Here is a 21,308-nt window from a genome sequence, read left to right as displayed (position 1 = left end):
TCACAGGTTGGCGTTGGAGACGGCGACCAGTCGCTTCAGCTTCTCCAGCGCCGCGCCGCTGTCGAGCGACTTCTGACCGAGTGCCACGCCTTCCTTCACGTCCTTGACCTTGCCGGCCACGACCAATGCCGCGGCCGCATTGAGCAGCGCGACATCGCGGAAGGCGCTCGGCTTGCCGTCGAGGACGGCCTGCAGCGAGGCCGCATTTTCCTGCGCGTCGCCGCCCTTCAGGGAATCCGGACCGGTGCGCGGCAGGCCCGCATCCTCGGGTGAAATCTCGAAGCTGCGGATATTGCCGTTTTCCAGCGCTGCCACGAAGGTTGGGCCGGTGAGGGTGATCTCATCGAGGCCATCGGAGCCGTGCACGACCCAGGCGGATTCGGAGCCGAGATTCTTCAGCACCTGTGCCAGCGGCAGCACCCATTGCCGCGAGAATACGCCGACCATCTGCCGGGTGACGCCGGCGGGATTGGACAGCGGTCCAAGCAGATTGAAAATCGTGCGGGTGGCGAGCTCGACACGGGTCGGGCCGACATTCTTCATGGCCGGATGATGCGCCGGCGCAAACATGAAGCCGATGCCTGTCTCTCTAAGGCAGCGGCTGACGTCGTCGGGCGTGAGATCGATCCTGACGCCGAGGGCCGCTAGCACGTCGGCCGCGCCGGAGCGCGACGACAGCGCACGATTGCCATGCTTGGCCACCGGCACACCGCAACCGGCGACGATGAAGGAGGCGCAGGTCGAGACGTTCACGGAGCCGGAGCCGTCGCCGCCGGTACCGACCACATCGACAGCGCCGGCCGGTGCGTCGACCCGCAGCATCTTGGCGCGCATTACCTCAACCGCGCCGGTGATCTCGTCCACGGTCTCGCCGCGCACGCGCAGCGCCATCAGCAGGCCGCCCATCTGCGAAGGCGTGGCTTCGCCCGACATCATGCTGTCGAAGGCCGCCGAGGCTTCCTCACGCGAGAGGGAGGCGCCGGTCGCGACCTTGGCAATGATTGCCCTGAGATTGTCCATCGGATGCTTTCAGAGTGATGCACATGTCATTGCAGGCGACATCTGCGACGAAGCCATCCAGCCTTTGCTTGTTGCTTCTGGATGGCTTCGCTGCGCCCGCAATAACGACGTGGGTTTCCTAATTGGTGTTGCTGTTCGCGGCGCCGGTGGCGATCGCAACGGCTTCCGCGTTGATCTTGGTGCCGATCTGCGTCTCGAGCCTGGTGACATACTGCGCGACCTGTTCGTCGGTCAGCCCGCGCTGCAGCGTCTCCTTCAGCTTCTTGGCATCTTCGGAGGCCATATCAACCGCAGGCGCGGTGACATCGGTGATCCGGTAGACGATCCATTCCGACGGCGTGGCACCCTGCGCCTGTCCGGCCGAATCCTTGACGCCGCGGAATACGGACTGGATCACGCCGGCCGAGAGAGCCGGATCGCTCGCGTCGCGCTTGAATGGCGCGGAGGTCACGACCTTGAGGCCGGCTGTTGCGGCTTCGTCGGCGAGCTTGGCGCCGCTTTCGAGCTTCTTCGCCATGTCGACAGCCTTGTCGCGTAGGCGGGTGGTGATCTGCTCTTCGCGCCAGCGTGCCTCGACCTGCGGCTTCACTTCGTCGAGCGTACGGTCGCGCGCCGGCGTGACGCCGAGCACGTCGTACCAGATGTAACCGCCGCCGGCCTGCAATGCGTCGTTGTCGACGCCGACATCGCTGTTGAAGGCCTGGGTCACGACGTCCACACCCGTGGGCAGGCCGGCAACGGGCTGGCCGTCGGGGGTGCGACCGGAGCGATCGACCGCCTCGATGGTGACGGCGGTGAGGCCGAGCTTCTTGGCGGTATCGACGACATTGGCACCGCCACCGCGTTCGTCCTCGATCTTGTTATGCATGTCGGACACGACGGCGCGGGCGCGCTCGATGGCGATATCGCGCTTCAGGTTGGCGGCAACGCTGTCATAGCTCGGCGTCGTGCCGGCCTGAACCTTGCCGACCTTGACCAGTGTTACGCCGAACCGTCCGGTGATCGGCTGGCTGATACCGTCGGGTGCCAGCGAGAAGGCAGCATTGGCGACGGAGGGATCGATGATGCCCGCTTTGGCAACCATGCCGAGATCGATGTCGGAGGCGGACAGGCCGCGTTCCTTGGCGAGGTCCTCGAACTTGAACGTATCGTTCAGCTTGGCGCGGCCGGCTTCAGCGTCCGCTGCATTCGGGAAGACGATCTGCGAGATCTGGCGCTGTTCGGGCGTGGAGAGCTTGTCCTTGTGCTCCTCGAACACTTTCCTGGCGTCGTCGTCCGACACCGTCGACCACTTCGCCATCTCGTCGGGCGTCAAAGCGAGGAAGGCGATCTTGCGATATTCGGGGGCGCGGAACTGGGTCTTGCGCTCGTCGAAATAGGCGGCGAGGGCTTCGGGCGAGGGCGCCTCAATGGTCCCGGCCTGCGCAGCATCGAGCTTCACGTAGTCGATGGTGCGGGTCTCGTTCTGATAGCGGCTCAGTGCCTCGATCATCGTTTTCGGCGGCTCGACGCCTGACGTGACCGTGCCGGCGATCTGGCGGCGCAGAGAGACCTTGCGCTGTTCGGCGATGTAGCGCTGTTCGGTGAAGCCCAGCGAGCGGATCAGCTGCTGGAAGCGCGGCGCATCGAAGCCGCCGGTCGGGCTCTGGAAGTTCGGATCCGCAATGATCTGCCGCATCACCTCGGCGTCGCCGACACCGAGACCCTTGCGACGCGCGTCTTCATCCAGGGCCGCTTCGGCGACGACCTGCTGCAGGACCTGGCGGTCGAGGCCGAAAGCACGGGCCTGATCCGAGGTCAGCGGGCGGCCGAACTGGCGGCCGATCTGCTGCAGCTTGTCGTTATAGAGCTGGCGGAACTGCTCGGTCGTGATCTCGGTTGAGCCGATGGTGGCGAGCTTGGATTGCCCATAGCCCTTGAACGCGTCAGCGATGCCCCAGATGCCGAAGCTGACAATCAGCACGCCCATCACGACGGCCATAATCGTCTTGCCAATCCAGTTGGATGAGGCTTTGCGCATTCCTCGAAGCATAGGGTCTTCTTATCTGTCAGGAGGGGAATCGGCTCGCACCAGCAGCCCATGGGGCCGGAGGGCGTCGCCAAATAGGAGGCGCATCATAAAGTGGCAAAAGCCGGGTCGCAACCGGCTGGGGCGGGGCGGATTGAAGCGGTTTCCGGCACTACCGCGAGGCATTAGCGGCCTATGGAACTTTCCGGCCCGCTGCTGCTTTGTTGAGCGGGCGTTCAGGCCCGCCGGGAGACATCATGCGCATCGGTTGGCGATCGGGAGTTGCCGCCTGCGGCATCTGGATGGCGCTCGCGCCGGCAGGCGCGCAGCCAAATCCGGCGATGCAGAATCCCACGGTGACGAAGTCGACGAATTCGCCGCCGAAAACAGAAACGCCGCCACTTCCCGGCGCCAATAGTTTCACCGAAGGTCAGGCTCGCAAGTCGTTGGAGTCACAAGGTTATGCCGACGTGTCGCCGCTGGTGAACGATAGCCGGGGGATCTGGCGCGGCACTGCGATGAGCGGATCCAAGAAGGTCCATGTCAGCGTCGACTACAAGGGCAACGTCTCGGCGAAGCCGGAATGACCGTGGGGGTAGCGCGATGAGCAAGGTGACGATCTCCCGGCTGTTCGACGACTACGCCGACGCGCAGAAGGCCGTTATCAACCTTCGTGAAGCCGGTGTGCCCGAGGACGACATCAGCATCATCGCCAACAACGCCGACAAATGGTACGCGCCCGACTATGCCGCGGGCGCCGGCAAGGGCGCCGCGATCGGTGCCGGTTTTGGCGGGGTCGGCGGATTATTGGCTGGTCTCGGCCTGCTGGCGATTCCCGGGCTCGGACCGGTCGTGGCTGCCGGATGGCTGGCGGCGGCCGCAGCCGGCGCCGTAGCCGCGGGCGCAGCTGGTGGCGTGATCGGGATGCTGGCCGAAGCCGGAGTCGCCGTGAACGATGCCGAGGTCTATGCCGAGAGCATCCGCCGCGGAGGTAGCCTCGTCAGTGCCAAGGTGGAGGCGGCCGACAAGGACCGCCTCGAGGCGTTGCTGCATCCATCCTCGGTCGATATCGCCCAGCGCCGCACCGATCTGGCCGCATCGGGCTGGAGCAAGTTCGATCCCTCGGCGCCTGACCTCACCGCCGATGAGATCAAACGGGAGCGGAGCCAGCGTGGCGCCAAGCCAGCTTGAGCTGACGGATCGCCTCTGTTAGCTCAGATAACCTCTTTCAAATGACAGGATATCCTCATGACTGATGCCGTTCGGCCGCTGATCGCCGGCAACTGGAAAATGAACGGCCTCAAGGCGTCGATGACCGAGTTCGAAGCGATGCTGCGCGGCGCGCCGGATGTGCTGGACAAGGCCGACCTGCTGGTTTGTCCCCCGGTCACACTGTTGGCTACGTTCGCGTCGAAGGCATCGAGCTTCGGGCAGGAGGGCAGCCACGTCGTCTCAGTCGGGGCGCAGGATTGTCACAAGAATGTCTCAGGCGCGCATACCGGCGACATTGCGCCCGAAATGCTGGCTGATGCTGGCGCGACCGCTGTTATCGTTGGACATTCCGAGCGCCGCGCCGATCACGGCGAGACCGATGCCGTGGTTCGCGAAAAGGCGCTGGCCGCCTGGCGCGCCGGGCTCACTGCAATCGTTTGTATCGGCGAGACCCAGGCCGAACGCGACGCCGGCAAGACGCTCGACGTCTGCGGTACCCAGCTCAAAGGCTCGCTGCCGGACGATGCCACCTCGGGCAACCTGATCGTGGCCTATGAACCGGTCTGGGCGATCGGCACCGGACTGACGCCGACAGCTCAAGATGTCGAGCAAGTTCATAAGTTTATCCGGGGTCGTTTGACTGAACGCTTTAAGAACGAGGGTGCCTCGATCCGCATCCTCTATGGCGGTTCGGTCAAGCCATCGAACGCCAAGGAGTTGATGGCGGTTCCTCACGTGAACGGTGCGCTGGTGGGCGGCGCCAGCCTGAAGGCGGCCGATTTCCTTGCGATCGCGGCGGGCTGTCCCTAACTCCCACGGACTGCTGGAATTTGCGGTCCAGACCGGTCGGCGCGGGGGTGACAATCCCCCGGTCGATCGTGTAGACACCGCTGGATTCAAACCCCGCAAGCCATGACTGCAGCCGGCGATCGGCGCTGCGTGCTTGCGATGGAAGGACACGATGCAAAGCGTCATTATCGTTATCCACCTCATGATCGTCGCGGCTCTGATCGGGACGGTGCTGCTGCAGAAATCCGAAGGCGGCGGCCTAGGCGTCGGTGGCGGCGGCGGTGGCGGCTTCATGTCCAGCCGCGGCACGGCGAACCTTCTGACACGCACCACCGGCGTTCTTGCGGTGGGCTTCTTCCTGACCAGCCTGTTCCTGTCGTGGCTCGCGACCTATGAGCGCAAGCCGACTTCGATCCTGCCGGGCTCGACCGCGCCGGTGTCGCAGCCGGGCTCGCCGCTGGCTCCGCCAACCTCGGGCGGCCTGCTGGATACGCTGAAGAAATCCGACGAACAGCAGGCTCCTGCAGCCCCGGCACCGCCACGCTCGCAATAAAGCAGAGGCGCCATGCAGGACGGGGACTACCGTCCTGCATCAGCAGATCCCATCAAGGGGCTGCAATCATTTCGTTTTTCAAGTCACCCACAGCCTCACCGATTCTCGGCTGACGGCTGCGATTCGTTTTGGCGAATCGGTTTCGGAGCCTTAAAGGTTAAGTCCCATGGCGCGGTACATTTTCATCACCGGCGGCGTGGTTTCCTCGCTCGGTAAAGGTCTGGCTTCAGCGGCGTTAGGCGCGCTGTTGCAGGCGCGTGGCTACAAGGTCCGGCTTCGCAAGCTTGACCCCTATCTCAATCTCGATCCCGGAACGATGTCGCCGTATCAGCACGGCGAAGTGTTCGTGACCGATGACGGTGCCGAGACCGATCTCGATCTCGGCCATTATGAGCGTTTCACCGGACGGCCTGCCACCAAGCAGGACAACATCACCACCGGACGAATCTATCAGGACATCCTCACCAAGGAACGTCGCGGCGATTATCTCGGCGCCACCATCCAGGTGATCCCGCACGTCACCAACGCCATCAAGGACTTCGTCCTGTCGGACAATGACGGCTACGACTTCGTGCTGGTCGAGATCGGCGGCACCGTCGGCGACATCGAAGGCCTGCCGTTCTTCGAAGCTATCCGCCAGTTGCGCAATGACCTGCCGCGCGGCGACACCGTGTTCGTGCACCTGACGCTGCTGCCTTACATTCCGAGCGCCGGCGAGTTGAAGACCAAGCCGACCCAGCACTCCGTCAAGGAGCTGCGCTCGATCGGTATCCAGCCCGACATCCTGCTGTGCCGCTGCGATCGAGATATTCCCAAGGAAGAGCGCCGTAAATTGGGGCTGTTCTGTAACGTCCGCGAAAGCGCCGTGATCGAGGCCCGCGACGTCGACAACATCTATGCGGTGCCCGAGGCCTATCACGTCGCCGGGCTCGACGACGAAGTGCTGGCCGCATTCGGCATGACGCCGAAGGCGCTGCCCGAGCTGAAGACCTGGAACACCATCAACGAGCGTATCCGCCATCCGGAAGGCGCGGTGACCATCGCGATTGTCGGCAAATATACCGGCATGAAGGACGCCTATAAGTCGCTGACCGAAGCGCTGTCCCATGGCGGCATTGCCAACAAGGTGAAGGTCAATCTCGACTGGATCGAGAGCGAGGTGTTCGAAAACGAGGATCCGGCGCCGTTCCTCGAACACGTCAACGGCATCCTCGTCCCGGGCGGCTTCGGCCAGCGCGGCGCCGAAGGCAAGATCCGCGCGGCGCAGTTCGCCAGGGAGCGCAACGTGCCGTATTTCGGCATCTGCTTCGGCATGCAGATGGCAGTGATCGAGGCGGCGCGAAACCTCGGCGGCATCAAGGACGCCAACTCCACGGAGTTCGGTGAGACCAAGGAGCCGGTCGTCGGCCTGATGACCGAATGGCTGCGCGGCAACGAACTCGAGAAGCGCCACAATGCCGGCGATCTCGGTGGCACCATGCGGCTCGGCGCCTATCCGGCGACGCTGACCAAGGGCAGCAAGGTCTCGGACGTCTATGGCGGCGCCACCGAAATCTCCGAACGCCATCGCCATCGCTACGAGGTCAACACGGCCTACAAAGACCGTCTCGAAAAGCATGGGTTGAAGTTCTCCGGCCTGTCGCCGGATGGCGTGCTGCCGGAGATCGTCGAATACGAGAACCATCCGTGGTTCATCGGCGTGCAGTATCATCCCGAGCTGAAGTCGCGCCCGTTCGAACCGCACCCGCTGTTTGCGTCCTTCATCAAGGCTGCGGCGGCGCAGAGCCGGCTGGTGTGAGACCGGAGGAGCGGATTTGGCGAATCTGTAATCCGCCGTCGGCGTGTGTGGGACGGAAGGATGGCGGATCACGCTTCATCAATCCGTCCTACGACCGAGTTGCCCATGTTGCTGCGCTCATAAGGGCTGCGCAGACTGCCGATTGATCGGCAGAAACCAATCATGCGAATGATCCCTGAGGCGTCGGTCTTCTGACCGGCCGAACGGACAGAGGGATGATCCATGCGCGCTTTCTATCACCCGGATCAGGCAATTCATTCGCCGCAGCAATTCATGCGTTACGGCCGCTTCGTGCCCATCAAGGATTCGCCGGTTCGCACCGAACGACTGATCGGCGCTTTGGCGCGGCACGAGATCACGCCTGAAAAGCCGGCGGAGTACGGCACTGCGCCCGCGCTGACGGTGCATACGCCGGCTTACGTACGCTTCTTGGAAACCGCGTGGGATAATTGGGCGCAACTGCCTGACCACGGACCGGAAGTGTGGCCGCAATATTTCCCGTATTGGAGCGGACGCCCGGAAGAGGCTGCACGGCGGGATTGCCCGGCAACCGGATTTATCGCTCAGGTGGGCTGGTATCTCGGCGATCTGTCGGTGCCGATGGGCCCCGATAGCTGGCGTTCCATCCTGCGCTCGTCGGAAACAGCGGTCACTGGCGCAGACGCTATCGTCGGCGGGGACCGCGCTGCCTATGCGCTGTGCCGGCCGTCGGGCCATCACGCGCGCGCCGATCGCGGCACAGGCTTCTGCTACCTGAATAACAGCGCGATTGCCGCGCAGCGATTGCGCAGTCGCTTTGGAAAGGTGGCGATCATCGATGTCGATGTTCATCACGGCGATGGCACGCAGCAGATTTTCTATAATCGTCCAGATGTGCTGACGATCTCGATCCACGGCGACCCCACGAATTTCGTGCCGTTCTATACGGGCTATGCAAGCGAGACCGGCCATGGTGCCGGCGAGGGCTTCGATCTCAATCTACCCTTACCGCCCGGTGCCGGTGGCGCTGAGATGAATGCAGCGCTCGACACGGCGATCGAACGCGTTCGCGCATTTGGCGCCGATGCCCTTGTCGTGGCGCTCGGCTTTGATGCCCATCGCGATGATCCGATCGGCATCCTGAAGCTTGACGCAAAGGACTTCGGGAGCGTCGGCACCAAGATGCAATCACTGGGTCTGCCGACGCTCATCGTTCAGGAGGGCGGATACGGCATCGATGCGATCCAGGCCTGCCTCGATTCCTTCCTGACTGGCTTCAGGCAAGCGTAGTTCGGATGGGATCGCGTAGGGCGGATTACGCTTCACCCTACGGCTCAGCCACAGGTTTCAGCTCTCGAAGAATACAAACGCCGCCCAGACCGACGGGTCTTTGGCGGCCGTGATCTTGCCCTGGATCGCTTCGATGCGGACCTTCCGGAGCGCGCTGGCGTAATCGAGTTTCTCGTCGGCCAGCACCTGATAGAACCGCGCCATGAAGTTGGCGGTGCCTTCGTCTGCGACCTCCCACAACGTCAGCAGCGAACGCCGGGCGCCGGCGATGGCAAGGGCGGTGGGCAAGCCGCGCACGCTGCCAATCCGGCTGGGATCGCCGAGCGCCGTCTGGCAGGCGGACAGCACGACAAGGTTGGCCGACGACAAGTCCCAGTTCATCAGCTCGCGCGCATAAAGTACGCCGTCGTTGTCGTCGCGCTGCGGCGGGCGGCTGAGATTGGGGCGCGAGGCAACGAGGCCGCTGCGCCAGAGCGCGTCGGTGCGGTTGGAGGCGGTTTTGTAGAAGCCGTGGGTGGCGAGATGGATCAGGGACGCGCCTTTGGCGTCGGCGCGGATCGTCGCTTCGCCGCTGTCGCTGCCCGAGAGGATGGTAACGACAAGGTTGCGCTTCTTCAGATCGGCGCTGACCGTATCAACTTCGGTCTTCGTCGAGGGTAGCTCATTGGCGGCGCCGGCATAGTCGAGCCCGCCGACCAACAGCGCCTTGTCGCCCGATGCAAGCCTGTTGTCGTTGTTCGCAAAGAACAGCGCGTCGGCGCGCGTCATGATCCGGGTGTCGTAAATCTCGTCGAGATAGCGGCCGCCCGCATCCTGCAGCATCGCGAAGGGCAGGCTGTAGAGTTCGGCATCGGGGACAAGAAACAGTCGTTTCACGTCGGCGAGCTGCGGCTTCAGCGGTCCGAGCAGCGTGTCATGGAGGCGACGGAAGAGCTTTGCATGATCCGGCGACGTCGGATCGACTGCGAGGAAGCTGTCGAGCGGGCCGAGATCGAACAGTGCTGGCGCGGTGTCGTGGCGGCGGATCACGGCCTGCAGCCGCATCTCCGGTTTTGGCGCGATCGGATTAACGCGGTTACGGCGGCCGCTGACGAAGAAGTCGACCAGCGCGTCGCTGCGTTCGAGCCTTTCCTCGATGGATGGGAGCTGGAGATTGGTCGGCGCCTTGTTACTCATCTTCGCCGCAAGCGCTTGCCGCGCGTCCTGCAACTGCCTGAGCACGTCGCGCGCGTCGTCATCGATCTTGCCTGACGACAGCAATTCCTGCTGCTGGCCGGACAGTCGCAGTACAGTCTGTGCCAGTGCCTTGGTGGCGTCGTCAGGCAGTCGGTCGGCCGTCAGGCGCAGCAATGTGCGTTCGCCATCTTCCATTGTCTTCCAGCGCGACACTGCGTCGGCATAGGCGATGGCCGCGGCTGGTTCGACCAGCGCGTAGCGACCGAACTCATACAGGATATCATCGGCCAGCTTGCGCATGGTCTCGGCGACGTAGCGGTTACCGGCGGTGCCGACCTCGCGCAGCATCCAGCGGAACGCCTGCTGCTCGACATCCTTGAAGGTCGCCAGCGTGTCCTTGTCGCCGCGCTTCATTCGAGTCATCGCGACACCGAGCAAGGCATCGAACGTGATCGGATGCTGACGCGCAATGGTCGTTTGCGAACGGTGATAGGCGTCGATCCGCAGCGCCAGCGCGCGGTCAGTCTCGCCATGTGTCTCATACTGATCGGCAGCGAGTTGTGCCGCCTTGATGCGCAGGAGATCCGGTGCGCCGTTCCAGTCCTTGACCTTGGCCATGGCTTCCAGATCAGGGCGGCTCATCTGCTGGTCGGGATGGAAATAGGCTTTTGTATAGGCGATCCAGACATTGGCCTGCTGGACATGTTCGGAGCGGGGATCGGCGAGTTCGGTCGCGCAGCGCTTTTGCAAGTCGAGCGCGCGGAGCGTTTCGGCTTCGTTGCCCATGGCCAGATGGTTGAGCGCGAGATTGCTGGCGCTCACCAGCGCCTGAATGCTGCCATAGCCGTAATGCGCGATGCGCTTGCGCAGCAGTGGTTCGTCGATCCCCGCGGCGACGTCGGGATGCCCGACCATGCGCAGTGCCTCGGCATAGTTATTCTCGGTGCGCCAGGTCAGCGGTTCGCGGTCGCCGAGCGCCTTTCGCGCATTCAGATAGGTCTCTTCGGAGAGGTTGAGGCCGGATGCGACGGCGCCGTTATTGGTCAGCAACGTTGCGAGGATGTCGCCACCGGCAATGTCCTGCGCCGAATTCGGCCCGTAGGCCGCGCGCATGCGCTTGCGCGCTTCGGTGGCGACGGGGATGCCGAGATCGTATTGATTGCTGCGTTCGAGGAAGCGTGCATATTCGAACCAGAACGTGACCGCATCGTTGCCACCGTCGCGCGCGGCACGGGTCTTGGCTGCATCAGCAAAAAACTCGGATGCCGTGCCGTTGTCGCGGCGGCGCTCGAACGAGCCTGCGGCATTCAGATAGGCCGAAATCGTAAGCCGGTGATAGTTGCTCTGCGTAACCTCGCGCAGTGCGTTCTTCAGTCGATCGCGGCCGCTGCCACCATTGCTGGCGCGTAACGCGTTTAACGCATCCTGAATCTTGGCTGTGAGCTCGCGCTCGCTGGGTGCGCGGCTGTTCTGCGCTTGGGCGACGGGGGTGAAAGCCGGCAATAGGATGAGGCCACTGGCGATGGCGATAGCAAGCCGAGCGGCAACGCCGGCGGCCCATTGCGCCCGGGATGACAAAGACATCTCCGGCAAGTCCTACTTGCAGCCCGATATGCTGTCTCCGGCACGGGCCATCGGCTTGCCGTTGATGAACACGCCAGTGCTGCCCGAGATGGTCTTGCCGCCGCACTCGGTGTTGCCGCCAACGACGGCCGCAGGCTTGCCGTTAATGTAGACGCCCTTCGCACCCTCGATGATCTTACCGTCGGTGGTGGTGTCACCAACGCGTGCCGCCGGCTTGCCATCGACCATCACGCCGGTGGCGCCCGACGTGATCTTGCCGGGCTGTTGAGCGGCGGCAGATACGGTCAGTGCCATCACGGTGATTAGCGACAGAAGGGGCTTTTGCATGGTCGATCCAAGTCGGTTGCGTCACAGGCGGCATGATGTAAGCCTGACGTTGCGCAGGCAAGGGACGATGCCGCAACAAGCCATGCGTTAGAGTCTTTCAAGGCTGACAAAAAGGGAAGGAACCAAAGCCGATGATCTATGAATTACGCGTCTATCGCTGTTTGCCGGGACGTTTGCCGGCGCTGATCAAGCGATTTGAATCTGTCACATTGAAGCTCTGGGAGAAGCACGGTATCCGGCAGTCCGGTTTCTTCACCACGGTGATCGGCGAATCCAATCAGGAACTGACCTACATCCTCAAATGGGAATCGCTCGCCGAGCGCGAGAAGGTGTGGACCGCCTTTATGTCCGACCCGGAGTGGATGTCGTCGCGCGCCAAGTCCGAAGAGGATGGCCAGATCGTCGGCAATATCGTCAGCCAGCTGCTGGCGCCGACTGCCTTCTCGGCGCTGAAGTAAGCTTGGTTCCGGGGCAGGCCGGTCCGCCCGGTGCGGAGGCCGCCCTGGTCGGGTCGGAGGCGGCTCCCGCCGCAACCCTGATATTCCGACCGGCGGGATGGGCCTGATCCGGCTTGCATCCCGCCCGGTCCTGCGGTCATGGTCTCGCGCGAAAAGGAGACCATTTTGACCGCATCGTCCACAGCCGCGCCCGTCGTAGCACTTGGCAATGTCCGCTTCGGCAATGCTCTGCCGATCTCGGTGATCGCCGGGCCATGCCAGCTCGAAAGCCGCGCCCATGCGCTCGAAGTGGCGCAGGCACTGAAGGAGATCGCGACCCGGCTCAAGATCGGTCTCGTCTTCAAGACCTCGTTCGACAAGGCCAACCGCACCAGCGCCTCCGCCGCGCGCGGCATCGGCCTCGATGATGCTCTGCCGATCTTTGCCGAGATCCGCGAGACGCTCGGCCTGCCGGTACTGACCGACGTGCACGAGAACGATCAATGCGCCCGTGCCGCCGAGGCGGTGGACGTGCTGCAGATCCCGGCCTTCCTGTGCCGGCAGACCGATCTGCTGCTGGCCGCGGCCGCGACCGGCAAGGTGGTCAATGTGAAGAAGGGCCAGTTTCTCGCGCCCTGGGACATGGCCAATGTCGTCAGCAAGCTGACATCGTCGGGCAATGACAAGGTCCTCGTCACCGAGCGCGGTGCGTCCTTCGGTTACAACACGCTGGTCTCCGACATGCGCGCGCTGCCGATCCTGGCGCGCACCACCGGCGCACCGGTGATCTTCGACGCCACCCATTCGGTGCAGCAGCCGGGCGGCAAGGGGACGTCCTCGGGTGGCGAACGCGAATTCGTGCCGATACTGGCCCGCGCAGCGGTGGCCGTCGGTGTCGCCGGTGTCTTTATCGAGACCCATCCCGATCCGGATAATGCGCCGTCCGATGGGCCGAACATGGTGCCGCTCCGCGATTTCGAGGCGCTGGTGAAGAACCTGATGGCGTTCGACGCGCTGGCCAAAGAGACGGCGGCCAAGGCCTGATCATGCAGCCCTCTGCCGCGGCGCTGGTGGCGCGCTGATGCCTCCGGTCCTCAATATCATCGCACTGGCATCCTTCGCCGCCGCACTGTCGATGCGCGCGCTGGACCCGGTGCTGCCGCATGTCGCCGACGATTTGTCCATCACGGTGGCAATTGCCGCCGGTCTGGCATCCGCACTGGCCTTTACCTTCGCCATCGTGCAGCCGGCGCTCGGTGCCGCCGCCGACCTGTTCGGCAAGCCGCGCCTGATGATCGTCTGTCTGGTTCTGCTCGGCATCGCCAATATTCTCGGCGCGATCACCACCGACTATCCGCTGCTGCTGGCGACGCGCGTGCTGGCCGGCATCGGGGCAGGCGGGGTGTTTCCGGTGACGCTCAGCCTGACCAGCGATCTGGTCGGGCCGAAGCTGCGTCAGGTCGCGCTGAGCCGCGTGATGGCCGGCGCCATGACCGGCAATCTGCTAGGCTCGACGGCGTCCGGCGTGATCGGTGATTTCTTCGGCTGGCGCGGCGTGCTGGTCATCCTCGGCGGTCTTGCGATCGTCGCTTCCGTCGCCGTGGCGTACGGCTTCAAGGGCGCTGCGATCATCAAGCCGACGGTGAAAGCCGACTTCGGCAAGCTTGCCCAAGGCTACAAGGTCATTTTCCGTAACCCGAACACGCTGATCGTTTACAGCGCGGTGTTCATCGAAGGCTGCTGCATCCTCGGCCTGTTTCCCTATATCTCGTCATTCCTGTTCGACCGCGGCGTCACAAGCCTCTCGATCGCCGGCCTCGTGATCGCCTGCTTTGCCGTCGGCGGCCTGTTCTACACAGCGACCGTGTCGCGCATGCTGGCGCGGCTCGGCATCAACGGCATGATGATCTATGGCGGCATCGTGATCGCGATCCAGCTCGCCGCGACCGCCTTCAGCCCGAACTGGCAGATCCAGGCGCTGAGCCTGCTGCTGATGGGCTGGGGCTTCTACATGCTGCACGGCTCGCTGCAGATATTCTCCACCGAGCTGTCACAGGAAGCCCGCGCCAGCGCCATGTCGCTGCACGCCTTCTGTTTCTTCATGGGCCAGTCGGTCGGCCCGATCGCCTATGGTTTCGGTCTGGCGCACGCCGGCAAGATGCCGACGCTGCTGCTGTCAGCCGCTATCGTCTTTGCGCTTGGATTTGCGGCAGCAAAGCTGCTGAAATCGACCAAGCCGGCGGATGCGGGAAGCGTTTGACGTCGGGCTAGCGTGGTGCGGCGGTCGCCAGCATCTGCAGTATTTGTTCAGGCCAGACGATCTCGGTCGTGTGCATCAATTCATCTCGCGACCACCAGTGGTGATCGGCGATCACTTCCGACTCATCCGGGGTCCATCCGAGACGGGACAGCGTGGCATCGTGCGATGTTACGAGGTAATATTTCTCGAACGCGCTGACACACTCGCCATCGGGCATTTGTAGGCTGAACTCTCGGTCCGCCACAGGCTCACCGACTGTATCGCGGATCAAGCCCGTTTCTTCCCGGAGTTCGCGAATGGCAGCGTCATGGAAGGTCTCACCTTCCTCTAAACCTCCGCCCGGTGTTGCCCAATAATCCTGGCCGGCGAGGGCACCTGATTTGTGAACAAAACGGAAGAGCAAAACGCGCCCGTCGTTGTCGACGACAAGCAGGCGGGCGGATTTGCGCTGGCGCATGCTTGAATCTTCCGTTGTTTCCTTTTCGGGCTGAGGTTTCATCCCCGCCCGCGATACGGAGCGACGCCTTGCTCGGGGACCCAGACGCCCTTGGGCAGTGTTCCGGTCTGCCAGAACACGTCGATGGGGATGCCGCCGCGCGGATACCAGTAGCCGCCGATACGCAGCCATTTCGGCTTAATGGTGGAGGCGACGCGCTTGCCGATCTCCACGGTGCAATCCTCATGGAAGGCGCCGTGATTGCGGAACGAGGCCAGGTACAACTTGAGCGACTTCGACTCGACCAGCCATTGGCCGGGCACATAGTCGATCATCAGATGGGCGAAATCCGGCTGGCCGGTGATCGGGCACAGCGAGGTAAATTCCGGAGCCGTGAAGCGCACCACGTAATTGGTGTCCTTCTGCGGGTTGGGTACACGGTCGAGCTTGGCCTGTTCGGGGGAGGTCGGCCATTCCGCAGCGCGGCCGAGCTGCAGGTCATCTGGCAATTTCGGGGATTTGCGGGGTGTTTTTGACATAAATATCTCCGTTATGGCGGTTCATAACCAATCCCGGGCCAGTCGTCACGTCAGGCGGGGTTTTCCCGCCGGGAGGCTTGCTGTAGAAGCGGCGCCAACGACCCACCCCCAGCACAAAGAGGGCATTCATGACCGCCATCGTCGACATCATCGGCCGCGAAATTCTCGATAGCCGCGGCAATCCCACGGTTGAAGTCGACGTCGTCCTCGAAGACGGGTCGATGGGCCGCGCCGCGGTTCCGTCGGGTGCCTCCACTGGCGCCCATGAGGCGGTCGAGCTGCGCGACGGCGACAAGTCCCGCTATCTCGGCAAGGGCGTGCAGAAGGCGGTCGATGCCATCAATGGCGAGATCTTCGACGCCATCGGCGGCATGGACGTGGAGAACCAGGTCCAGCTCGACGAGATCATGATCGAGCTCGACGGCACCCCGAACAAGTCGCGCCTCGGCGCCAATGCAATCCTCGGCGTCTCGCTGGCCGCCGCCAAGGCTGCCGCGGAATCCTTCGATATGCCGCTGTATCGCTATGTCGGCGGGACCTCGGCCCGCACGCTACCGGTGCCGATGATGAACATCATCAATGGCGGCATGCATGCCGACAATCCGATCGACTTCCAGGAATTCATGATCATGCCGGTCGGCGCGTCCTCTTTCGCCGAAGGCTTGCGCTGCGGCGCCGAGATATTCCACACGCTGAAGGGCGAGCTGAAGAAGGCCGGCCACAACACCAATGTCGGTGACGAAGGCGGCTTCGCACCCAATATCGGTTCGGCCGAAGCGGCACTGGACTTTGTGATGGCCGCCATCACCAAGGCTGGCTACAGCGCCGGCAAGGACGTGATGCTGGCGATGGATTGCGCCGCCACCGAATTCTTCAAGGACGGCGCTTACGTCTATGGCGGCGAGAACAAGACCCGCAACATCTCCGAGCAGGCCAAGTATCTCGCCCAGCTCGTCGCCAACTATCCGATCGTCTCCATCGAGGACGGCATGTCGGAAGACGACATGGACGGCTGGAAGCAGCTCACCGACCTGATCGGTTCGAAGTGCCAGCTGGTCGGCGATGATCTGTTCGTCACCAATGTCACGCGTCTTGCCGATGGCATCAGGAACGGCCGCGCCAATTCGATCCTGATCAAGGTCAACCAGATCGGCTCGCTGACTGAAACGCTGAGCGCCGTCGAGATGGCCTACAAGGCTGGCTACACCGCGGTGATGTCGCACCGTTCGGGTGAGACCGAAGACTCCACGATCGCGGATCTCGCCGTCGCCACCAATTGCGGACAGATCAAGACCGGCTCGCTGGCACGCGCTGACCGCACCGCCAAGTACAACCAGCTGCTGCGCATCGAGCAGCAGCTCGGCACCCAGGCGAAATATGCCGGCAAGGCCGCACTGAAAGCTCTCGCGTAAAGCGCAGGCGAGGCCTTCCGGGCCGAGCAAGAAACTACGTGATGAACGCCGTTCGCTGAAATAGCGGGCGGCGTTTTTCATTGAATGACCCTGACCGCGTAAGCCTACAACGAGGTTCAATTTGTAGACGTCATCATGATACCCCATTGCGGTCGCGAAGGTATCACGTTGCGGGTTCAGGCTTCTCCAGGCAACGCCGATGGAGAGCGCGAATGCCCAACATCTTTAAGGTCCAAGGTTTCGGTGCACTGTCGGAGTGGAATGGACAGTTCTCCAGTGCGTCGGCCGATCAGGCGTTTCAGGCCATGGCGTCTCTGGGATCGAATTCGATCGCGCTGACGACGCGGATATGGACCGACAGCCGTACGGGCAATGACGTGCTCGCCGTGCCGGACAAGACCGAAAGCGATGCGAGCCTGCTGGCTGGCTTTCAGAAGGCCCATGCTGCGGGGCTGGATGTTGTCTTCAAGCCGGGCATTACAGGTCTAGACGGCACGATCTCGCACAGTCTGGCGCCGTCGGACGTCGATGCCTTCTTCGCGTCCTACAAGGCCGAGATCGTTCACCTGGCTGAAATTGCGGAGCAGGGTGATGTCGCCAGTTTCGCCATAGGCAACGAGATGAGCAGCCTGTCGGGCGACGCCTATCGCAACTACTGGGTCGATATCATCGACGCTGTGCGCGGCGTCTATCATGGCGAAGTCACTTACGCGGCGGCAACCGACGAAGCATCCAAGGTCAGCTTCTGGGACCAGGTCGATACGATCGGCATCAACGCCTATCCACCCTTGACGGCTAGCACGACGCCGACGGTGGACGATCTCGTGCACGCGTGGAACGAGGTGCCGTACAATCCGTATTACGCCAAGGCCTTCGGCTATCAGTCGCCCGTCGATTTCTTTCATTCGCTGTCGATGGATTACGGCAAGCCGGTGCTGATGACCGAGGTCGGTTATCGCAGTATCGACGGCACGGCTATCAATCCGGGCGGTGGATCATCCAAGGCGCCTGCGGATCTCGCCGAACAGGCCGATGCCTATAATGCCTTCTTTCAAGTCTGGAGCGCGCATGGCGGCAGCTGGCTGAAAGGCGCCGAGTTCTGGCAGTGGGACCTCAACAACTTCTATTCCGAGACCGGCTATTCGGTCATGGACAAGCCGGCGCAGGATGTGGTGGCGCAATATTTCCATGGGACAGGGGTAACGCCGGGCGTCACCATCACGGGCTCGTCGATCGGCGACACGATCGATCTCGGAGGCGGGAACGACGTTATCTTCGGCGGGCTCGGTCATGACGAGATCTATGGCGGTGCCGGGAACGATACGATTGTCGCCGGTCCAAGCGTAGCGGGCAAGCTCGCCACGACCACCATCACGCTGACGGGTTATGGCTCCATCGTGAACGGCATCGGTGCGCAGGCGCAGGTTCTGGTCAATGGCCAGCCGGTCTCGGGCCTGCTCGAATTCACACCGGCGGTCGATCCGGCCGGCTATCAGACCTACACCGTCACTTTCGATAATCCTGCCAGCATCTCCAGTGTCGCGATCAACCTTGCGAATTCCGAGCCCGGACGCGCGCTGCATTTCAAGGACATCGCCATCAATGGCGTCGATCTGGTGCCGGCCGATGGCACCAATGCCAGCTCACCCGGCTCGTTCGATCTCTATGTCCGCAGCATCCAGTTCGACACGGCCAAGCATCAGGACTGGTTCTTCGGCGCATCGAGCGACAACGATGTCGTCCGTGGCGGAGATGGCGATGACTACATTGCTGGCGGGATCGGCAATGACATCATCAATGGCGGCAACGGCACCGACACCGCGGTATTCTCCGGCAACGTGGCCGATTACAGCATCAGCCGCAGTGGCGCTCAGACGATTGTCACTGACGGCATCGCCGGTCGCGACGGCACCGACTATCTGACCAATACGGAGTTTTTGAAATTCGCGAATGCCAGCATTGCCGTCGATACACTCGGACAAGCACTCGCGAGCAGCACTGGCAGTGAGAACTTTGCTTTCAGTCAGACGTCTGGCCACACGACGTCCGCGCACGCGGAGGTGCAGAATAGTGCGCTGGGTGAGGGCGCTACGGAAGTCGCTCTTGCTCAGGTCCTGACGGCGTCCAGCCATCCTGTCGGGGCCGCGCCGGCGCCGGACGACGCGCTCGGCACTCACGATGCCGCGCTCGCGCCGGTGACGCCTCCATCGCATCATGACGTTCTGATCGTCTGAGGATTTCGGATGGCCAAAACAATTCAGCCGAGGTGATGATCACCTCGGCTGAATTCGTTTCGATATTGGCTGCGTGTTATTGCGGAGCAGCCGAGACCTGTGCAGGCTTCGGCGTCGCCGGCTTGCGGCGAATACCGCCGCCGGTCACGGCCATGACACGGGTAATGGCCTGACGCTGCAGGCTGTCGTCCTTGTCGATCGAGAAGTGGTTGGTGGTGGCGTTCTCGTTGACGTTGGCAAGCTTGCCCTTGAAGCGGGGATCCGCGGACACCGCGCGCCCCCAGCCGGCAGGTACGTAATAGTTCACGATCTGCTTCACATTGTTGGGGACGGCATCGGGCGCCACCGGATCGAAGTTCACGATCAGCGCCACCGGGATGTTGTACTGTGCGAGCTTGCGGGCAATCGAGATGGTCACGTCGGCACCGGCCGAGTGGCCCATCAGGATGATCGGTTCGCGGTTACCGGCCTTGTACCGGGCGATCATGTCGTCTGCCTGGCCGCTCCACAGCGTGTGATTGCTGACCGAGGAGGCGACGCCGGCGGCTTCGAGCTTGTAGGCGATCTGATCCATGCCGAGCGAGAACACGTTCATGAGGCCACGATAGAGATAGACATGGCCGGGGCGACGGCCGGGCGCCGCATCGGCATCCCCGGAACTCGCGAGTGAGGCCACAAAGAGCGACGACAGAATCAGCAAAACGGCCGCTGGAGAGGTCCACGACGGCCGTTTGAAGCCCTTGAGAGCAATCGACATAGTGCTTTCTTTCTTCGAAAAAACCCGCGACATGTTCAGACATAAGACCCTGCCGTCAATCACAGTCCTGCCTCGATTCCCGGAATTGTGATGAAGGGGGTTGCGAAAGAGCGGCTGTGTGACCTGAGGGCGACAAAATCCTGCCTGACGCTTCCGTTTTGAGCACGGGCAGGTTTGTCGGCGCAGGCGAATTTGCTATGCACCGGATCAGAACGGTGCGTGATGCACTCGGGAGCGAACGGACGATGATCGCGCGGCGACATGTCTTTCACATTGGCGGCTACGACCCGATTCTGCCGGACACGCAGCTCGAGCGGTTCCGCCGTTCGCTGTCGAGTTTCGAGAAGACGTGGAGCGTGTCCGCGAAGGCGTCCGGCGTGCTTGACGCTACGGATGTGAGCGCATCCTGGCGGGCCGAGACCTCCGGACCTAACTGGAAGACCGAAACCACCTACGAGATGCTGCGCTGGGATGACCTGATCCTGCAGGATCACACCCGAAGCATGCTGTCGCGATTGGGCGCCGCCTTCGTTACGCTGGGCGACTGGCTGGTGACGGGAACCCTGTTCCGCTTCTTCTATGCGAGCTGGAAATATGCCGGCTTCTTCCTGTTCTCCTATCTGTGGATCGCGGGCTTTGCTGCATCTGGCGCAGCAGTAGGCTATGGGCTGACCTGGCTGCTTGGCATGAATGGTGCCGCCGCATGGATCGCCGGCGCGATTGTCGCTGCGGCCGTCTTCACAGCGCTGTTGCACCATTACGGCTGGCGGAAGCCGATCAATCATGTGTTCGACGACTGGATTTTCTCGCGGCAATATGTCCATGGCCAGCGGCCGAAGATGACGGCGCGCGTCGATGAATTTGCGGGGGTAATCGTGGCCCGCGCGCAGAAGGCCGATGTCGACGAGATCGTCATCGTCGGGCATTGCCTTGGTGCGGCATTGGTGATGGAGGCGGTGGCGCGCGCACTCGCGCTCGACCCGGATCTGACCCAACATGGCCCGACTATCTGCGTGATGACGGTGAGCGCGACCATCCCGAAATTCTCGTTGCATCCCGCCGGCAAGAGCGTGCGCGAGGCGACACAACTGGTTGCAGATACGCCGGCGATCCGCTGGACCGAATATCATGCCCGCGATGACGTCATCAGTTTCTACCGCTTCGACCCGGTGACCTTGAAACGTCGCAGCCGCGACCGCGACGAGGGCAGGCCGAACATCCGCCGTGTCCAGATGCATGCCATGATGGGCATGGAGCAGTTCAAGCGCTACCGCTTCAGCTTCATGCGGATCCATTATCAGATGGTAATGGGCAATCAGTGCCGCGCGCCCTACGACTATTGCATGGTGATCTGCGGTCCTCTGCCGTTTGACGAGATCACCGCGGGCGAAGGCGGCCTCAAACGCTTTGGTGCGGATGGCGCGCTGCTGGACGTGCCGCTGTCCAAGATCTCATCCTCTCAATCGCAAGCCGGGGCATCCGTGAATGCCGCATGAT

The 21,308-nt window shown here is 62.7% G+C and carries 20 protein-coding genes; 12 read left to right on the top strand and 8 right to left on the bottom strand.

The genetic code is table 11. The annotated features are described in order from the left end of the window. Both trpD and BLW80_RS16225 read right to left on the bottom strand, forming a co-directional pair. Nucleotides 1-1,020, bottom strand: coding sequence for an anthranilate phosphoribosyltransferase (gene trpD, locus BLW80_RS16230; RefSeq protein ID WP_093758743.1), 1,020 nt, complete (start codon nt 1,018-1,020; stop codon nt 1-3). A 118-nt stretch (nt 1,021-1,138) separates the two neighbouring features. Next, on the bottom strand, nt 1,139-3,052 hold the full coding sequence (locus tag BLW80_RS16225; RefSeq protein WP_093758742.1) for a peptidylprolyl isomerase: 1,914 nt from the start codon (nt 3,050-3,052) through the stop codon (nt 1,139-1,141). Nucleotides 3,053-3,285: 233 nt separating this feature from the next. On the opposite strand from BLW80_RS16225, the gene BLW80_RS16220 reads away from it, so the two are divergent. From BLW80_RS16220 to pyrG, 5 genes are all read left to right on the top strand, one after another. Then, a complete protein-coding gene (locus BLW80_RS16220) occupies nt 3,286-3,615 on the top strand; it encodes a hypothetical protein (protein WP_093758741.1) in 330 nt (109 codons plus the stop codon). A gap of 16 nt (nt 3,616-3,631) precedes the next feature. Then, nucleotides 3,632-4,219: a general stress protein gene (locus BLW80_RS16215; protein ID WP_093758740.1), complete on the top strand. Its 588-nt coding sequence runs from the start codon at nt 3,632-3,634 to the stop codon at nt 4,217-4,219. 57 nt (nt 4,220-4,276) lie between these two features. Then, the gene (tpiA, locus tag BLW80_RS16210; RefSeq protein WP_093758739.1) at nt 4,277-5,050 is read left to right on the top strand and encodes a triose-phosphate isomerase; all 774 of its coding nucleotides are present in this window, start codon (nt 4,277-4,279) and stop codon (nt 5,048-5,050) included. A gap of 151 nt (nt 5,051-5,201) precedes the next feature. After that, entirely contained in the window at nt 5,202-5,582 is a 381-nt protein-coding gene (gene secG / locus BLW80_RS16205) for a preprotein translocase subunit SecG (RefSeq protein ID WP_089264515.1), read from the top strand. A 166-nt stretch (nt 5,583-5,748) separates the two neighbouring features. Further along, nucleotides 5,749-7,380, top strand: coding sequence for a CTP synthase (gene pyrG / locus BLW80_RS16200; RefSeq protein ID WP_068730833.1), 1,632 nt, complete (start codon nt 5,749-5,751; stop codon nt 7,378-7,380). A 68-nt stretch (nt 7,381-7,448) separates the two neighbouring features. Here pyrG and BLW80_RS30365 read toward each other — a convergent pair whose 3' ends face one another. Further along, nucleotides 7,449-7,604: a hypothetical protein gene (locus tag BLW80_RS30365; protein WP_170849681.1), complete on the bottom strand. Its 156-nt coding sequence runs from the start codon at nt 7,602-7,604 to the stop codon at nt 7,449-7,451. On the opposite strand from BLW80_RS30365, the gene BLW80_RS16195 reads away from it, so the two are divergent. Beyond that, the gene (locus BLW80_RS16195; protein WP_093758738.1) at nt 7,603-8,649 is read left to right on the top strand and encodes a histone deacetylase family protein; all 1,047 of its coding nucleotides are present in this window, start codon (nt 7,603-7,605) and stop codon (nt 8,647-8,649) included. The genes BLW80_RS30365 and BLW80_RS16195 overlap by 2 nt on opposite strands. Nucleotides 8,650-8,706: 57 nt before the next feature. On the opposite strand, the gene BLW80_RS16190 is transcribed toward BLW80_RS16195, so the two are convergent. Further along, nucleotides 8,707-11,409 (bottom strand): CHAT domain-containing protein, encoded by a 2,703-nt coding sequence (locus BLW80_RS16190; protein WP_093758737.1) that lies wholly within the window; start codon nt 11,407-11,409, stop codon nt 8,707-8,709. Between the two features lie 12 nt (nt 11,410-11,421). Continuing rightward, on the bottom strand, nt 11,422-11,736 hold the full coding sequence (locus BLW80_RS16185; RefSeq protein WP_093758736.1) for a PAAR domain-containing protein: 315 nt from the start codon (nt 11,734-11,736) through the stop codon (nt 11,422-11,424). A 131-nt stretch (nt 11,737-11,867) separates the two neighbouring features. On the opposite strand from BLW80_RS16185, the gene BLW80_RS16180 reads away from it, so the two are divergent. The 3 genes from BLW80_RS16180 (at nt 11,868) to BLW80_RS16170 (ending at nt 14,433) form a co-directional block, all read left to right on the top strand. Further along, the gene (locus BLW80_RS16180; RefSeq protein ID WP_093758735.1) at nt 11,868-12,194 is read left to right on the top strand and encodes an NIPSNAP family protein; all 327 of its coding nucleotides are present in this window, start codon (nt 11,868-11,870) and stop codon (nt 12,192-12,194) included. A gap of 138 nt (nt 12,195-12,332) precedes the next feature. Continuing rightward, nucleotides 12,333-13,217 carry a 3-deoxy-8-phosphooctulonate synthase gene (gene kdsA, locus BLW80_RS16175; protein WP_170849680.1) on the top strand — a complete coding sequence of 295 codons (885 nt, stop codon included), beginning with the start codon at nt 12,333-12,335 and terminating at the stop codon, nt 13,215-13,217. Nucleotides 13,218-13,254: 37 nt separating this feature from the next. Further along, on the top strand, nt 13,255-14,433 hold the full coding sequence (locus tag BLW80_RS16170) for an MFS transporter (protein ID WP_093758734.1): 1,179 nt from the start codon (nt 13,255-13,257) through the stop codon (nt 14,431-14,433). Between the two features lie 7 nt (nt 14,434-14,440). On the opposite strand, the gene BLW80_RS16165 is transcribed toward BLW80_RS16170, so the two are convergent. Then, nucleotides 14,441-14,890 carry an NUDIX hydrolase gene (locus BLW80_RS16165; RefSeq protein ID WP_093758733.1) on the bottom strand — a complete coding sequence of 150 codons (450 nt, stop codon included), beginning with the start codon at nt 14,888-14,890 and terminating at the stop codon, nt 14,441-14,443. Nucleotides 14,891-14,928: 38 nt separating this feature from the next. Next, nucleotides 14,929-15,408: a preQ(1) synthase gene (gene queF / locus BLW80_RS16160; protein ID WP_093758732.1), complete on the bottom strand. Its 480-nt coding sequence runs from the start codon at nt 15,406-15,408 to the stop codon at nt 14,929-14,931. Between the two features lie 128 nt (nt 15,409-15,536). On the opposite strand from queF, the gene eno reads away from it, so the two are divergent. Both eno and BLW80_RS16150 read left to right on the top strand, forming a co-directional pair. Beyond that, the gene (eno, locus tag BLW80_RS16155; RefSeq protein WP_093758731.1) at nt 15,537-16,820 is read left to right on the top strand and encodes a phosphopyruvate hydratase; all 1,284 of its coding nucleotides are present in this window, start codon (nt 15,537-15,539) and stop codon (nt 16,818-16,820) included. A gap of 212 nt (nt 16,821-17,032) precedes the next feature. Further along, complete coding sequence (locus BLW80_RS16150) at nt 17,033-19,054, top strand: glycoside hydrolase family 113 (RefSeq protein WP_093758730.1); 2,022 nt, start codon at nt 17,033-17,035, stop codon at nt 19,052-19,054. Between the two features lie 76 nt (nt 19,055-19,130). On the opposite strand, the gene BLW80_RS16145 is transcribed toward BLW80_RS16150, so the two are convergent. After that, the gene (locus BLW80_RS16145; protein WP_093758729.1) at nt 19,131-19,811 is read right to left on the bottom strand and encodes a hypothetical protein; all 681 of its coding nucleotides are present in this window, start codon (nt 19,809-19,811) and stop codon (nt 19,131-19,133) included. Nucleotides 19,812-20,026: 215 nt separating this feature from the next. On the opposite strand from BLW80_RS16145, the gene BLW80_RS16140 reads away from it, so the two are divergent. Beyond that, nucleotides 20,027-21,307: a hypothetical protein gene (locus tag BLW80_RS16140; protein ID WP_244528265.1), complete on the top strand. Its 1,281-nt coding sequence runs from the start codon at nt 20,027-20,029 to the stop codon at nt 21,305-21,307. The last annotated feature ends 1 nt before the right edge of the window (nt 21,308 follow it).

Origin of the sequence: Tardiphaga sp. OK245, from assembly GCF_900108575.1 — a bacterium.
Classification (GTDB): domain Bacteria; phylum Pseudomonadota; class Alphaproteobacteria; order Rhizobiales; family Xanthobacteraceae; genus Tardiphaga; species Tardiphaga robiniae.
Note: the sequence above shows the minus strand (reverse complement) of the source record. Positions and strands in the feature narration are given on the sequence as shown.